We start from the raw sequence: 15,597 nt of genomic DNA on the forward strand, positions 1-15,597 counted from the left end.
AAAAAGCTTGATACTTAATTGAGTAAAGACATCGCTATAGGTTAGTTAATAATGTCAAGATAATTCATTATTTTTCTGATTATTAATCAGGAAATGACTTGCGACGCGCGCGATATTATGGACTGGTCAAAACACATTTACAACACATTGCTACCGCTTGTGCTATTAATTTAACCCGGTTTTTTGCTTGGTCAAATTATATTCCTAAAGCTCGAACTCGTACTAGTCATTTTGCCAAATTAAGTGTTCATTTTGCTTGAATTTTAAAGCGGTTTTCCAGCAACAGTTTTGTCCAGGTACACTTATTTGTGCTTTGGTCTTTAATTTTCATGCTCAAAAAGGAGCGCTATTATAGCGCTCCTTTTTAGGTTTGTTAACTTATTGCTCTGTTATTCTCAAACTGCATTGCTTTTGAGGGGTAAGACCCCCTATTCGCCAACAGCATCCTTTAAGAAGTCGGGTATCTAACTTTTTACTGTCTTTCTATATTTGCAGATATATATCGATGTAAACGCTCTGAATACACTTGTCTATATAGACAAGTATATTTCTTATATTAGCTAGTTTAAATATTAATTTATACCTTGTATTCTCTAACAAAAAGCTTGATACTTAATTGAGTAAAGACATCGCTATAGGTTAGTTAATAATGTCAAGATAATTCATTATTTTTCTGATTATTAATCAGGAAATATCTGATATTTATCTAAAATTTATTCATATCGGAGTTAAAATATTCCAATGCTAGAAAGATGGATTCAAATTGTATTAACGCTGTTAGTTATTGTAGCGATTACTCCGTTTTTTGGGCGCTATATGGCGCGTGTATACCTAGAGCAAAGTACTTTTTTCGACCCAATTTTGAATCCGATTGAGCGAGTACTTTACGCTTTAGTTGGTGTTAAAGCCAAAGAAAATATGACGGGCTGGCAGTATGGGCGGGCAATTCTATATAGCAACGTAGCAATGGCGTTGCTGATTTTCTTGATAATCATGAATCAAGGATGGTTGCCCCTTAATCCCACAGGGATAAATGCCCCAACTTGGGATACAGCGCTGCATACTACTATTTCTTTTATTACTAATACCAACCAGCAACACTATTCTGGTGAAACCTACATGAGCTATGGTAGCCAAATGTGGGGACTTGGCTATCACATGTTTACCTCTGCTGCAACTGGTTTAGCGGTAGGAATTGCTTTTATTCGAGGATTGACTGGGAGATCGTTAGGCAACTTTTATGTAGACCTAATTCGCTCGATTACCCGAATTTTGCTGCCTATTTGTGTTGTGGGTGGGATTGTGTTGATAGCTGCTGGTGTTCCAGAAACATTGGCGGGTGCAGTTGTATTCCCTACCTTGGAAGATCCAAATATTAGTCAGGCGATCGCTCGTGGCCCTGTTGCCCATTTTGAAATTATCAAGCAATTAGGGGAAAACGGCGGTGGCTTTTTCGCCATCAACTCAGCACACCCCTTTGAAAATCCCAACGGATTTTCTAATTTGATTCAAATTGTGGCGATGATTTCAATCCCCACATCCCTGATTTACACCTACGGTTTATTTGCTAATAATACCAAGCAAGCCTGGTTAGTATATGGCATGATTAGTGTGCTTTTCATGGTATTTGTTGTTATCAATGCCATTGGAGAATACAACGGCAACCCGGCTGTGAATGCACTTTTGGGAAGTTCGCAACCGAACCTGGAGGGTAAAGAAGTGCGGTTTGGTTGGGCACAATCTGCCTTGTTCGCAACAGTTACAACGGGGACGATGACTGGTGCTGTCAACAGTTTACACGACTCCTTTATGCCCAACGGCGGTTTCATTACCCTTTCCAATATGTTCCTGCAAATTATCTGGGGTGGACAGGGTACAGGAACCGCTTACTTATTTACTTACTTGATCCTGGCAGTATTTGCCACAGGATTAATGGTGGGACGTACACCAGAATTTCTAGGACGCAAGATTGAGAAACGTGAAGTCGTGCTTGCTAGTTTCTTGCTTTTGCTGGTTCACCCGATCGCCATTATGATTCCCGCAGGTATCACCCTAGCATTTGCTAACCAACTATCAGGAATTAGCAATCCCGGATTCCACGGCTTTGCTCAAGTCATCTACGAATACGCCTCAGCTGCTGCTAACAACGGTTCTGGGTTTGAAGGTTTGGGAGATTCACAACCTTCACCATTAGCGATCGCTAATGGTGCAAAAACCACTGTAACTGCTCTGTGGTGGAACTTGAGTACCTGCTTCAGTTTACTGGCTGGACGTTATATCCCAATTTTAGGTTTGCTGTTTTTAGCCGATAGTATGTCTCGCAAGCAAGCTGTTCCTTACACTACTGGTACATTGCGAACCGATACTGGACTATTTACAGGCGTTACCGCAGGCGTAATTTTAATTCTGGGCGCACTTACATTTTTCCCAGTACTGGCATTAGGCCCAATCGGTGAAGCCTTTTTTATCGCTAAAGGCATCGGCTAGGGAGTGGGGAGTGAGGTACAACCCCTCATTCCCAATGCCCCATTCCCAATCCCCCATTCCCAAAATTTAATATATGCCAATTACTACTGATTCTCCTTCGACTCGTATTCCATCTGGAACTCGTGACTCGCGCAAGCACACCCCTAAAACAAATATGCGGGGACTTTACCAAAGAGCAATTCGTGAGTCATTTATCAAGCTCGATCCGCGAATTACTGTCAAAAACCCAGTTATGTTTGTTGTTTGGGTGGGGACAATTGTCACCTTTCTTGTTAGCCTTAACCCAAATTTGTTTGGCACAATTCAGGCAGATATTAATCAACAACGCTTATTAAACGGGTTAATTACCTTTATTCTCTTTTTCACACTCGTTTTTGCCAACTTTGCCGAAGCTGTAGCTGAAGGACGTGGTAAAGCACAGGCTGATTCACTGCGATCGACGCGATCAGACACGATCGCTAACAAAATCCTCCCTGATGGTTCTATACAACAAGTCAATTCTACGGAACTGCGACGGGGCGATTTGGTAAAAGTCAGTGCAAACAACATGATTCCCGCCGATGGAGATGTAATTAAAGGCATCGGCTCGGTGGATGAGTCTGCAATTACTGGAGAATCTGCCCCTGTACTGAAGCAACCAGGTACAGATATTGCTAGTTCGGTAACAGGTGGTACACGCCTACTCTCTGATGAGTTGACAATTCGCATTAGCGCTGATCCTGGACAAGGCTTTATTGATCGCATGATTTCCCTGGTAGAAGGGGCAGAACGCAGCAAGACTCCCAACGAGATTGCTTTGACGGTATTGTTGGCAGTGCTAACACAAGTGTTCTTGATTGTGGTGGCGACAATGCCCCCATTTGTTGCCTACATTGCCAGCTTTATCAGCACGGCCTTTGGAGCTGAAGCGGGAAACAGTTTACGGGCGGGTGCTAGCGTTGCTATCCTCATCTCGCTACTGGTAGCTTTGATTCCCACAACTATCGGTGGTTTACTCAGTGCGATCGGGATTGCAGGGATGGATAGAGTTGCCCAATTTAATGTCATTGCTACCTCTGGTCGAGCCGTAGAAGCTTGTGGCGACATCAACACCTTGGTGCTAGATAAGACAGGCACGATTACCTTGGGTAATCGGATGGCTGATGAGTTTATTCCCCTGGATAATCACTCAATAGAAGATGTGGCGCGAGTTTCCCTAGCTGCTAGCTTGTTTGATGAAACGCCAGAAGGCAAATCAATTGTGATATTGGCAGAAAAGTCTCAGGCTGCGGTAGATTTCAATATCGACAAAGCCGAGGGTGTAGAATTTTCCGCGAAAACCCGGATGAGTGGTACGAATTTACCCGATGGCAAACAAATTCGCAAAGGGGCGGTGGATGCCATTAAGGGATTTGTCCGTTCTCGTGGCGGCTATATTCCTGATGATGTAGATGCAGCTTATGAGCGAGTTTCCCGGTTAGGTGGTACACCCTTAGCTGTCTGCCAAGATGACAAAATTTATGGTGTCATCTACCTCAAAGATATTGTCAAACCTGGACTGCGGGAACGATTTGACCAACTCCGCCGCATGGGTGTTAAGACTATCATGCTCACAGGTGACAATCGAATTACCGCTTCGGTAATTGCTGAAGAAGCTGGGGTGGATGATTTCATTGCCGAAGCTACTCCAGAAGACAAAATTGAGGTGATTCGCTCTGAACAATCTCAGGGTAAACTGGTGGCAATGACTGGGGATGGTACTAATGATGCACCTGCTTTGGCTCAAGCAAACGTGGGTGTGGCGATGAACTCTGGGACGCAAGCTGCCAAAGAAGCTGCTAACATGGTGGACTTAGACTCAGACCCCACAAAGCTAATTGACTTAGTAACCATAGGTAAACAGTTGCTAATTACTCGTGGAGCCTTGACAACATTCTCCATCGCCAATGATATTGCCAAGTATTTTGCCATCATCCCGACTATCTTTGCGGCGGCTGGAATCGGCGCACTGAATATTATGGGATTAAAGAGCGCCCAATCTGCGATCGTCTCGGCACTGATTTACAATGCCTTGATTATTCCGGCACTCATTCCGTTAGCACTTAGAGGGGTAAAGTTTTTACCTTTAACAGCAGATCAACTGCTACGTCGCAACATTTTCATCTTTGGTCTTGGCGGCATCGTTGCTCCCTTTATTGCCATCAAACTGATAGATATTATCTTACCGTTGTCTTAATTTACTATGAAACCTGTTCAGATCCGACGCGCGATCGCTACATCCCAAGTATTAGAAGAAATAACTGAAATCTGGTGTCAATGGCGTAGACAAAAGCTACCACTGTATTTATTCCTGGCGATGTGTTTCAACCTAGTAGTTGCACCTATGGTATATGCCGCTACTGGTGAACAACTTTCTCGCAGTCAATCTTGGGGATTGGGACTGTTAGGAATGGTGACGTTAGGGCTGTCCATCTATCTATTTTTTGTAATGTTTGTACCGGAGAAATTCTAATGAGTTTTGCACGTGAAGCTAGCAGAGCTATTCGTTCTACTTTAGTACTCTGGGTAATCGGTGCGATTATTTATCCTTTTGCGATGATTGCCATTGGGCAGATTGTGTTTCCGTTTCAGGCAAATGGTAGTTTGCTGACAAATAGCACAGGTCAAGTTGTTGGTTCTGCTTTGATTGGTCAACCTTTTACTAGCGATCGCTATTTTAACAGTCGTCCCAGTACCACCAGTTACAGCACAGCCGATCCCAAAAAGGACGATGGGGGAGTTTTGAAAACTGGGGTTTCTGGCGCTAGTAACTTGGCTCCCAGTAATCCCGCATTACTCGAACGCATCAAAGGTAAAGATGACCCCGACCCCAGCAAAAAGGTTGAAGGTGACTTCACTCGTCTGAAAACAGCAGGTGTACAGCCGACTGGCGATTTAGTTTACACCTCTGGTTCTAGTCTTGACCCCCACATTACCCCCGAAGCTGCGATCGCGCAAATTTCACGAGTAGCCAAAGCAAGAGGATTTCTGCCCAACCAACTGGAAACTTTGATTGCCCAAAACACCGATGGTCGCTTTCTCGGCATCTTTGGCGAACCTGGAGTTAATGTGTTGAAGCTGAACTTAGCTCTGGATCAGATTAAGGGAAAATAGTATAGTATAGACGCGAAATTTCGTGTTTATACTATTCAGAATTATTATCTAATGCTCAGATCCCCGACTTCGTAAAAGTCGTCGGGGATCTAGTTTTTTTTGATTAATTAAGTAAGACTATATCTCTAAATATATATCTATTTAAAAGTATCTAATCCATTCTATATACCTGCAAAATATATCTAAAAGAAAATATTTTTTGTGTGAAATATTGCACAATAATATTAGAGTTAAAAAATATTTTGTGTTCAATACAAAAAAACTTTAGAACCAAGCTTGTTTGGTGTTTTAATCCAAGCTAATAGCGTTTATTGCGGCATTCCCTTAACTGAAATTCAGTTACCCAAACAATGCGCTTTTTTAGGAATCTTAAGAGATGATCGAGTCCTTTCAGTAACAGATAATTATCCTGTTTTTGCTGGAGACTACATTTTAGCAATAGCAACTAATCCGATGATGATTCCTGCTCTCAAGGTAACACTTAAGAAAATTCATTCTGTTTACTATTCAATCAATAGTTGCTTGTTAGAAACTCGGACGATAGGTCAACAATCTGTTAATTCAGATGACTCAGATATACCAAACAATCTCAACTCCACATATTATTAGCTAGATGAATATTTACTTCTTCTATTGTCATGCCTCTGACCCAAAGATGATTAAAAACTTAGGTGCTAAGATTACAACTTAAATTAATGGCAAAATTAACGGTTTTTGCTCTAAAAAGGTTTATTTAGCTGACATTTACTGAATCGGATTCTAACTAATTTTCTTGTTTTTAATATGTATATTTTGGGGCTTTTCCAAGTTTATATATCAGCCGAAAAAACTGTTTATCAGTCTAGCTTGATGGAAGCAAACCTGGCAAATACAACACATAATGATACAAAACCCCATGAAGGAGATATTCCTTTTGTAGCGGTGTTTTTGGCTCATATCTCCTTCATGATTGTTTGGGCAATTGTCGTTTATCTCGTTTCATCTGTCTGCAAAGCACTAGAAGATCCCCCAGAAAATGCGGTGCAAGATAAAGACGAAATAGTAAGCATCAAATATGTAGAGCAACATCCCTGTAAAAGCTGCCATTTTTTTAACAACAACTTTTATCTAAAGTGTGCAGTCAATCCTGCCACTGCTCTAACTAAAGAAGCGCTGAATTGCTCTGACTACGTTCCTAAATAGGTGAGTCTGTTCTGGATGGTATGCCCCATTTGTGGAATCTTAATTAGCACAACTGCGATCGCAGAATATCAAGGCAATCCCGCCGTGAATACCCATAAAAGTTGGTTAGGCTGGGCGGAAACTACTTATTCGTCACATCTAAACAAGACAGGTTTTATATCAATTATTTTTCCACCAAAATAATAAGTTTAAGACCATTTTTCTGGAGAAATCTCCCGGTTAATTGGTATTAGTCAGAAGTAAATTAATGGCACAACTAAATTATCAAGATACAAATAGCTTTCTCTGCCCTCGTAGTCACTACTACGGTCAAGTTAAGCCAGAGAACCTAGTATTTAATGCGAACCTCCAAGAATTTGCTCAAAGAGTTAGCTACATAACTAGTTTAGAAACTGGTGGAAAACTATCTACAGAAGAAGCTTTCGGTAAAATTGAGGCACTCTGGGAAAAGTTGGAAAGTAGTAAAAATAAGCTGGGAATCGGTAGCGACATATCCCTTGAATAATCATAATGTGCAACGACAGCAATGCAGTCATTGGTAAGCTGAGAACATTTAAACAGAGTTTGAAATTATCAAACTTAATTTGAAAACCCTAAACACATTTTATGAAAGCAAAAGAGACGATATTTGTTATTCCCACTCATCGATTGAGAGATGTAGCACAGACCATCGAAAAGTATGATGAGAATTTCTGGGCAAATGGTCATGCTGTAAAAATTATCGTCTTTGATGATTCCAGTATTGCTAACCACGAGAAATATTACCCACTCTTAGAGCAGACTAAGACAGTCAATGATGTGTATTATGTTGGCCCCCAACAGAAAGAGCAATTTATTACATTTTTAAATGAAAGACTGCGCGATCGCAAGCTAGAATCACTTGTCAAAAACTTATTTCGCCCTAGCTATGGGGGGAATCGTAACTTTACTTTAATGTATACTCTTGGTCATTTAATGGTCAGTGCAGATGACGATATGCGACCAGATGCATTGATTGAAACTAGCCCAGAGTCTTTATCAGGTGATGAAATATGTCGAGGTAAACTGATCAAGTCTACTCAACAAGGCGGCTTTGTTCATAAATCTTTTGACTTACTCACGGCTTTTAGTGATGTTCTAGGTAAAAAAGCCAGCCAGGTACCAGAAAACTTCGAGGCTGGAGAATTGGTTGTTGATACAGCAATGGATTTAGAAACCAACACAACCAAAGGCTACTTTCGAGAAAACAGCCTCGTATTACAACAGGGAAGAGTCTTAAATAATGCGATCGTCAAGATTGCCCAGACTTTTCGCACAGGAACTAATGATATCGATACACTTGATTTTATTCACATGTATCTCAATGATGAAAATCAAATCAGTCCCAATGACCTGAATGATTTTTATATTCTGACTAATTTTCGACCTGTTATCACCAACAAAAACTGGAGAATGGATTGTGGAGTTGCTGGATATGATAATCAGCTAGGTTTACCACCTTTTTTTCCCACTCGGCTCAGATTTGAAGATTATATCTACAGGATTTGGATACAGCAAGAGGGTATTGCAGCTGCCCACGTTGATGCTGTCCAGAACCATATTAGAAATAATTATATGCGTAATCCTCTTGCTAGTGAACTCTTTAATGAGGAAATATGTAGCCTGCTGAAAAAGAAGATTAAGAGCAGTGTTTATCATCTTGACGACCTGGGAATCAAGTTTGATTACTCTGGTGAGGTTACATTGCAAGACTCTGAGGAAATTCTGGAAAAAATCTCTGCCATTCACAGCCAGGTAGTGAAAGCCTCAATATCTGCCCAGAACGAAGAACGTAAGCAGTCTCTCCAATTGTTTGCTGAAAACTTATCGAGAGTATTCTATGGGTTTGAACCCGACTTTTTTCAGCAAAACGTTTCCAGAATTATTGATGATGTTATTAGCCAATTTCACGGTTCTTTAGAAATATGGCCAACTCTAGTTGAAATTTGTTACTTTTACAAAGATAAAAAGGATTTACCGCAAATCAGAGTCAAGAATAAGAAGCTAAAGTCCAGAAATGGCGAAAAACTGAGCTAAATTCAATCATAATCTCTTAATCTGGCAAACAAGGTACAAATAAGTCTTTACGATTCTTCATCCCTAAAACTTTTGTCAGATATAGCTTAGATAACAGCAATCTGATAAGATTTCAAAGAAGTAGAATAACTGCTTGTTATCTTTTTCTTTAACCCATTGATTTCGGGTATTTTTTAGGAAAGGAAAATAAAGAATGTCTCATCTATTGTGGAAAACTCTGGTACTAAGTCCAGTAGTTTTGGGAGTGACGGTGTTGGTTTCCGCTAGGGCTATAGCTACTGAAGTAGCAGGCTCCTCTGAAGATATAAAGGCAAAAACCGCTCAGACAGAAGCACCAATGTCTTCTGATGCTTCAACATTTATTCAAACAGAGCAACCAAAAGTTAATCAGCTATTGGTTGCCCAAAAGACTGATGATAATAAGGTTTTAGAAGAGGTTAACCGCTATAGCACCGAGGGTAAGAACCAAAATTCACTGTCTCAAGTCACATCAGTTTCTCAGTTTTCTGATGTACAGCCGACTGACTGGGCGTTCCAAGCTTTACAATCCCTAGTTGAACGCTACGGTTGTATTGCTGGATACCCAAATTCTACCTATCGTGGCAATCGGGCACTGACTCGTTATGAATTTGCCGCAGGTTTGAATGCTTGTTTAGATCGGGTTAATGAACTGATTGCGACAGCAACTGCTGACTTGGTGACAAAACAAGATTTGGCGACTCTCCAACGTTTGCAAGAAGAATTCTCGGCAGAACTAGCAACTTTGCGTGGTCGAGTTGATGCTGTAGAAGCACGAACTGCTGAACTAGAAGCAAATCAGTTTTCTACTACAACCAAGCTTGTGGGTGAAGCTATTTTTGCTGTTAGTGATATTTTTGGTGGCAACACTGGCGATGCTAATAATACTGTTTTCCAAGATAGGGTACGTTTAGACCTGCAAACCAGCTTCACAGGTAAAGACGTTTTACACACCCGTCTTGCAGCCGGTAATGCACTAGCCTTCAATCAAGTGGATAATGCTGGTGTTCCTATCAATACTGCTGAAGGTACACAAACTTTTCAAATCGGTAGCAGTGTTAACAACAGTGTCAATATAGACTGGTTAGCATATTACGTACCCATAGGCCCAGTTGAAGCTTACTTTGCGGCTACTGGAGGTATTCATAGCGATTATGTTGCCACTAATAATCCTTACTTTGAGGACTTTGATGGTGGTAATGGTGCTTTGTCTAGCTTTGCTTCTGAAAGTCCCATCTATCGGATTGGTGGTGGTGCCGGTGCTGCATTGACTATACCTTTTAGTAGCGGTGGCAGCTTTTTCAAACCAAGTTCATTGACTGTTGGTTACTTGGCCTCAAATGCTAACAATCCTGGAGCCAATCAAGGTTTGTTGGAGGGTAACTATGCGGCTCTTGGACAGTTGAACTTTAGTGTTGGCGATCGCTTGGCGATCGCTGCGACCTACGTTCACGGATATCATGGTGCTGGAGGCGGGAATTTATTTGATCTAGGTGGTGGTTTGGGTAGTGCTAACCGCGTCGTAGGTACTGATCAAGCTAACACCCTAAGTACCCTAAGCGCATCTTCTAGTAATTCTTACGGTATAGAAGCAGCCTTCAGACCCAGCGACAAACTTTCAATTAGTGGCTTCATTTCTTACCACGATATCTCAGGCTTTGGTGCTGGTGATGATTATGAAGCTTGGAGCTATGGTCTTGGGGTAGCGTTACCTGACTTCGGTAAAAAAGGTAACGTTTTAGGTATTTTTGCTGGTGCAGAACCATATTCGTTTAACCGACCAGGTTTTGTTGGTAATGATATCCCTTATCACTTTGAAGGCTTCTACAAGTATCGCGTGTCAGATAACATCTCAATTACCCCTGGTGTCATCTGGTTGACCTCTCCTGGACAAAGCAGCGCTAACGACGATGCAATTATCGGTACTCTGAGAACAACTTTCACCTTTTAAAAGACTTGGTGAACACAAGTCCAATCTAGGAAAAGGTTAAAGGGCAAGGGGGAAAGGTGAATTTAAATCCTTTCCTCCTAACCGAAAGTTTTGTATTTGGGTTGAAATAACGTTTCTGCTGTCTGGCGTAAAAAACAACTGGAAGAAATGCCAGGACAAATGGTTTACCAATCCAGACAAACCTTCAAATATCGACACGGAAGCTACCATTTAAAATTACCTTATTCAGCCTCTATATGAAGAAAATACTGGATGTCTCTAGACTTACTTAGTCTCTTAGAGTGCCAGACATAGCAGCAAAGATGATTCGACATCCAGCTTAAGGGCTGTGATATTATAGGAGACTGCTGCATACATTTAGAAAAACTAGCAATTGAATCAATCATGGCCCTGACGCAACTGCGGAAACAAGAAATCATTTCCAATTACCAAGTTCACGAAACCGACACTGGTTCGGCTGATGTCCAAGTTGCCATGCTAACTGAGCGCATTAACCGCCTCAGCGAACATCTCCAGGCAAATAAAAAAGACCATTCTTCTCGACGGGGACTGTTGAAGCTAATTGGTCAGCGTAAACGTCTTCTAGCCTACATATCGCAGGAAAGCCGGGAAAAGTATCAAGCTTTGATCGCTCGCCTCGGTATTCGTGGATAGGGACTAACGCTTATGTCTGCTGAAGAATCTGAACGCAGTCGCTTGCCCTTTGAACCAAACAAAAAGCGCCAAAAACCCGCAAAAACTCAAAGTAAACCAGCAGCACAGCCACAAGAATCTGGCAAACAGGCTGATAAAAAACTGACTTACACCAAACAAGAGATGGCTATTCCTCAAGTAGTCAGCCAGAGGATGATCCGACGGGTAGCTGGTTTCTGTGGCGTACCAACAGCTTTGGGCATTAGTGTCCTAGTTGTTAGCTATCTGCTTGCTATCTACTCCGACATCCAACTAGCTCCCATCGCCGTGTTATTGGTGAACATGGGGCTATTTGGTTTGGGGGTCTTAGGCATAACTTATGGCGTTCTCTCTGCCTCTTGGGATGAAGAAAGAGTCGGAAGTTTGCTAGGTGTGGGTGAGTTCAACACCAATTGGGGACGAATGGTGGCAGCTTGGCGCGAAACTCGGCAAAAAAACTCATAATTAACGGCGCTCAGGTATTAAGTAACTGCGGTATTGGGTAAAAAAAGAAGTGAATGTTGAAGTTGAAATTTTATAACTTCAACATTGCTAATTAAAATTATATAATTTTTTTATACCTACATCCAGCTACCCAGTAGTAAAACTACTGACTGAGCGCTATAATTTTGTCTATTTATTTTGTAAATAAATTTTGTTTTTAACTATTCGTAATTAGGGCAATAGGCAACAATAAAGTTAGCCCATTTACAAAAAATTTTACTCAATTAATCAGGAACTTTCACATGATTATAGTAATGAAAACTGGTTCCCCAGAAGCGGAAATAAACCGCATTGATGAGGAATTAACTAGCTGGGGGCTAACTCCAGAAAAAATTGTTGGTCAACATAAAGTAGTTATTGGTCTTGTCGGTGAAACTGCCAGTTTAGATCCATTACAAATTCAGGAACTTAGCCCCTGGATTGAGCAGGTGTTACGGGTAGAGCAGCCTTACAAACGAGCCAGTCGCCAATACCGTCACGGCGAGGCTTCGGAAGTGGTAGTTAATACTCCTAATGGAGCAGTGGTATTTGGTGAACATCAGCCTTTGGTAGTCGTTGCCGGCCCCTGCTCAGTAGAAAATGAAGAAATGATTGTAGAGACGGCACGGCGCGTCAAGACGGCTGGAGCAAAATTTTTGCGCGGAGGGGCATATAAACCCCGAACTTCACCTTACGCCTTCCAAGGACACGGCGAGAGTGCTTTGGATTTATTAGCAAAGGCGCGGGAAGTCAGTGGACTAGGTATTATTACAGAAGTGATGGATGCGGCTGACCTGGATAAAATTGTCGAAGTTGCTGACGTGATTCAGGTAGGAGCAAGAAATATGCAGAATTTCTCCTTGCTCAAAAAAGTGGGAGCGCAGCCGAAACCAGTTCTCTTGAAGCGGGGAATGGCGGCTACTATTGAAGATTGGTTGATGGCAGCCGAGTATGTTTTGGCATCTGGCAATCCCAATGTAATTTTGTGTGAAAGGGGAATACGCACCTTTGACCGCCAATATACGCGAAATACGCTGGATTTATCGGTAGTGCCAGTGTTGCGGAAACTGACTCACCTGCCAATTATGATTGACCCCAGCCACGGCGTAGGTTGGTCTGAGTTTGTGCCTTCAATGGCAATGGCTGCGATCGCAGCTGGCACAGATTCTCTGATGATAGAGGTTCATCCCAACCCTGCCAAAGCTTTATCCGACGGCCCCCAATCTGTAACACCAGACCGTTTTGATAAATTAATGCAAGAATTAGCAGTCATTGGTAAGGCGGTAGGGCGCTGGCAGCAACCAGCAGTAGCTCTAGCTTAAAATTCAGTTCAACTTCTTGCTGGGCATAAATAAATGAGTAATGAGTGGATGAAAAATGGGTATTTACTCATTACTTATTACTTATTACTCCTTCTTAAGAGTGCATACCCAACTCTTGGAGAGGCTGCGCCAACGGGAACGCCAAGGGCGAATACGGCGGTGAGGATGTCAACTACCTATTTATTGTAAGCATGAAATAAACCCCTTTAAAATATTTCTAAAGGGGATTTTTAAACACTAACTAAATCTATGAAAAAACAACTCTGCAATCAATATTGATGGTCAATGTTTTTTGCATTTGTAGGTCTTTTTATCTTCTATATACATAGTGAGCAGGTATCCATCGACGACCACGATTTGTCTGCATCCAACGTCCAGGAATAAGTATCCTTCTTCTCGCTTGAGCAGGGGTATAAACCCTAACTGGCGATGGTCTTCTGATTACTCTAACTGGAACTGGCCGCCTAACTGACCATCTAGCCTGAGCATCGGCTTGGGAAGGAATAAAGGTAACAGCAATTGGTAAAATCAGTGCTGCACTAGCAAGCATTCTTTTAATACTCATTCGCAAACTTTCCTTCTATGATGTAGACATCAAAGAGATTAATTTTTCGCAAAATCTTAATCTCTTTGACAAGTAAATAATAGGACTGAAAATAGATATAAAATAGTGAAAAAGGTAATTAGTTAAACCATGACTAATGTCATGGATAAAAAATATAAAAATAACTCTGCTTTTAAAAAAAACTATTTTTAGATAGTGGTAGTGCCCACCTTATCTTTGCCATCTAAAAAAAAAGGATGGGTATTTTGCCCATCCCAAAAAATTCACTTTGACTCAATAGCAAAACTTTTATTGTACTGGTGCGGTGGGGAAAGCACCAGGTTGCACAGCGACATTAAGATTCTGTCCATTGCGACGTAATTCTAAGCGCAAATCCCCCCCAATTTGGCTATTTTCTACTACCTTTTGGACACTGTTGGCATCTGTGACTGCTTGCCCACCAAGCTTTTGGATAACATCACCAGCACGTATTCCTGCTTTAGCAGCTGGTGAATTTGGCATAACTTTTACAACTAATACACCTTTATCTTCATCTACACTCAAACCACTATTGGGATCTGAGTTGATATTTTGTTTTATCTGAGGTGTTAACCCCACCATTTGAATTCCCAGGTAAGGATGTTCTACTTTGCCTGTAGCTATTATTTGACTGGAAATGCGTTGTGCTGTGTTGATGGGAATAGCAAAGCCTAATCCTTGTGCCCCTTGGATTATAGCTGTATTCATGGCAATTACTTGACCACGGGAATTTAGCAGGGGGCCGCCGGAGTTACCGGGGTTAATGGCTGCATCAGTTTGAATATACTCTACTCGCTTATCGGCAGCGCCGATTAGATTGCTGCTGCGTCCGGTAGCACTGATGATTCCGGTTGTTACTGTATTATCTAGTCCAAGGGGGTTGCCGATCGCGATCGCCCATTCTCCCGGTTGCAGTTGATCTGAGTTACCTATGGCTACTGAAGGTAGATTGTTTGCTTGAATCTTGACAACAGCGACATCGGTTAATTCATCTTTTCCTAACACTTTACCTTCCAAGGTGCGCCCATCCTTGAGCGTGACTGTCACCGTATCAGCACCATCTACCACATGAGCGTTAGTGAGAATCCGACCATCGGCACTGATGATAAAACCTGAACCAGTACCCCGTTCTACCCTTTCTTGTGATTGTGGCAGTTGGGAACCAAAAAAGCGGCGAAAAAACGGATCGTTAAATTCATCTGGTATCCGGCTTTTTACTGTTCGGGAAGAATTAATCCGCACTACTGCTGGCCCGACCTTTTGTACAACTTGGGTGACAAAGTTAGGATCTGTGGCAGCTGATACTGGAGGAGCAGCATTTACGCGACTCACTCCCAAATTAGATGCAGTCTCAGACACCTGCTGAGAATGTCCAGCCATGTAACCACCTGCCAAAGTCATACCTGATCCCAGCAGCACCAGCGATAGAGAGGCGGCAGCCTTTTTCCAGGGTGCTTGATTATGGTATTTGGTGTCAGCAGTGTTGGATAAAATGCTATTTGATGGGTGTTCTCCATCACGAGATTGGTTTTGCATTGCTGTCTGGAAGGATATTTAGATGTATTACTAATGTAGATATGATTTGTGACAGTTTTGTTGCAGAGGTATTGCGTTGTTGTGAAAGCTTTGGTATTTTACTAAACCTTATTGGAATATACTCATTCGTAAGGTTACACAGTTGTCATGCTTGTCAACTTAGAGCCAGAGCGGTT

15 protein-coding genes are annotated in these 15,597 nt (G+C 41.8%); 13 read left to right on the top strand and 2 right to left on the bottom strand.

Going from position 1 to position 15,597, the window contains the following annotated elements:
* The first annotated feature begins 741 nt into the window (after positions 1–741).
* The 13 genes from kdpA (at position 742) to aroF (ending at position 13,302) form a co-directional block, all read left to right on the top strand.
* Positions 742–2,487: a potassium-transporting ATPase subunit KdpA gene (gene kdpA, locus V7K69_RS00165; protein ID WP_335030526.1), complete on the top strand. Its 1,746-nt coding sequence runs from the start codon at positions 742–744 to the stop codon at positions 2,485–2,487.
* A 73-nt stretch (positions 2,488–2,560) separates the two neighbouring features.
* Positions 2,561–4,702 (top strand): potassium-transporting ATPase subunit KdpB, encoded by a 2,142-nt coding sequence (gene kdpB, locus V7K69_RS00170; RefSeq protein WP_335030527.1) that lies wholly within the window; start codon positions 2,561–2,563, stop codon positions 4,700–4,702.
* A 6-nt stretch (positions 4,703–4,708) separates the two neighbouring features.
* Positions 4,709–4,978, top strand: a complete 270-nt coding sequence (locus V7K69_RS00175; RefSeq protein WP_335030528.1) for a potassium-transporting ATPase subunit F — start codon at positions 4,709–4,711, stop codon at positions 4,976–4,978.
* Complete coding sequence (kdpC, locus tag V7K69_RS00180; protein ID WP_335030529.1) at positions 4,978–5,619, top strand: K(+)-transporting ATPase subunit C; 642 nt, start codon at positions 4,978–4,980, stop codon at positions 5,617–5,619. Before V7K69_RS00175 ends, kdpC begins: the two co-directional genes overlap by 1 nt.
* Positions 5,620–5,895: 276 nt before the next feature.
* Positions 5,896–6,228, top strand: a complete 333-nt coding sequence (locus tag V7K69_RS00185; protein WP_335030530.1) for a TrkA C-terminal domain-containing protein — start codon at positions 5,896–5,898, stop codon at positions 6,226–6,228.
* 174 nt (positions 6,229–6,402) lie between these two features.
* The gene (locus V7K69_RS00190) at positions 6,403–6,801 is read left to right on the top strand and encodes a hypothetical protein (protein ID WP_335030531.1); all 399 of its coding nucleotides are present in this window, start codon (positions 6,403–6,405) and stop codon (positions 6,799–6,801) included.
* Positions 6,802–6,816: 15 nt separating this feature from the next.
* Positions 6,817–6,984, top strand: a complete 168-nt coding sequence (locus V7K69_RS00195; RefSeq protein ID WP_335030532.1) for a hypothetical protein — start codon at positions 6,817–6,819, stop codon at positions 6,982–6,984.
* A gap of 64 nt (positions 6,985–7,048) precedes the next feature.
* A complete protein-coding gene (locus V7K69_RS00200) occupies positions 7,049–7,306 on the top strand; it encodes a DUF7219 family protein (protein WP_335030533.1) in 258 nt (85 codons plus the stop codon).
* Between the two features lie 101 nt (positions 7,307–7,407).
* Positions 7,408–8,856 (top strand): hypothetical protein, encoded by a 1,449-nt coding sequence (locus V7K69_RS00205; RefSeq protein WP_335030534.1) that lies wholly within the window; start codon positions 7,408–7,410, stop codon positions 8,854–8,856.
* 193 nt (positions 8,857–9,049) lie between these two features.
* Positions 9,050–10,825 carry an iron uptake porin gene (locus V7K69_RS00210; protein WP_335030535.1) on the top strand — a complete coding sequence of 592 codons (1,776 nt, stop codon included), beginning with the start codon at positions 9,050–9,052 and terminating at the stop codon, positions 10,823–10,825.
* Between the two features lie 384 nt (positions 10,826–11,209).
* Positions 11,210–11,479 carry a 30S ribosomal protein S15 gene (gene rpsO / locus V7K69_RS00215; protein WP_041565894.1) on the top strand — a complete coding sequence of 90 codons (270 nt, stop codon included), beginning with the start codon at positions 11,210–11,212 and terminating at the stop codon, positions 11,477–11,479.
* Between the two features lie 12 nt (positions 11,480–11,491).
* Entirely contained in the window at positions 11,492–11,962 is a 471-nt protein-coding gene (locus V7K69_RS00220) for a PAM68 family protein (protein ID WP_114082067.1), read from the top strand.
* A 281-nt stretch (positions 11,963–12,243) separates the two neighbouring features.
* Positions 12,244–13,302, top strand: coding sequence for a 3-deoxy-7-phosphoheptulonate synthase (aroF, locus tag V7K69_RS00225; RefSeq protein WP_114082068.1), 1,059 nt, complete (start codon positions 12,244–12,246; stop codon positions 13,300–13,302).
* Positions 13,303–13,612: 310 nt separating this feature from the next.
* Here the strand turns inward: aroF and V7K69_RS00230 are convergent, their stop codons facing one another.
* Positions 13,613–13,867: a hypothetical protein gene (locus tag V7K69_RS00230; protein ID WP_335030536.1), complete on the bottom strand. Its 255-nt coding sequence runs from the start codon at positions 13,865–13,867 to the stop codon at positions 13,613–13,615.
* Positions 13,868–14,155: 288 nt separating this feature from the next.
* Positions 14,156–15,421 (bottom strand): HhoA/HhoB/HtrA family serine endopeptidase, encoded by a 1,266-nt coding sequence (locus V7K69_RS00235; RefSeq protein WP_335030537.1) that lies wholly within the window; start codon positions 15,419–15,421, stop codon positions 14,156–14,158.
* Between the last annotated feature and the right edge of the window lie 176 nt (positions 15,422–15,597).

The sequence above is a fragment of the Nostoc sp. genome (assembly GCF_036917775.1).
In the GTDB taxonomy this organism is placed as follows: domain Bacteria; phylum Cyanobacteriota; class Cyanobacteriia; order Cyanobacteriales; family Nostocaceae; genus Nostoc.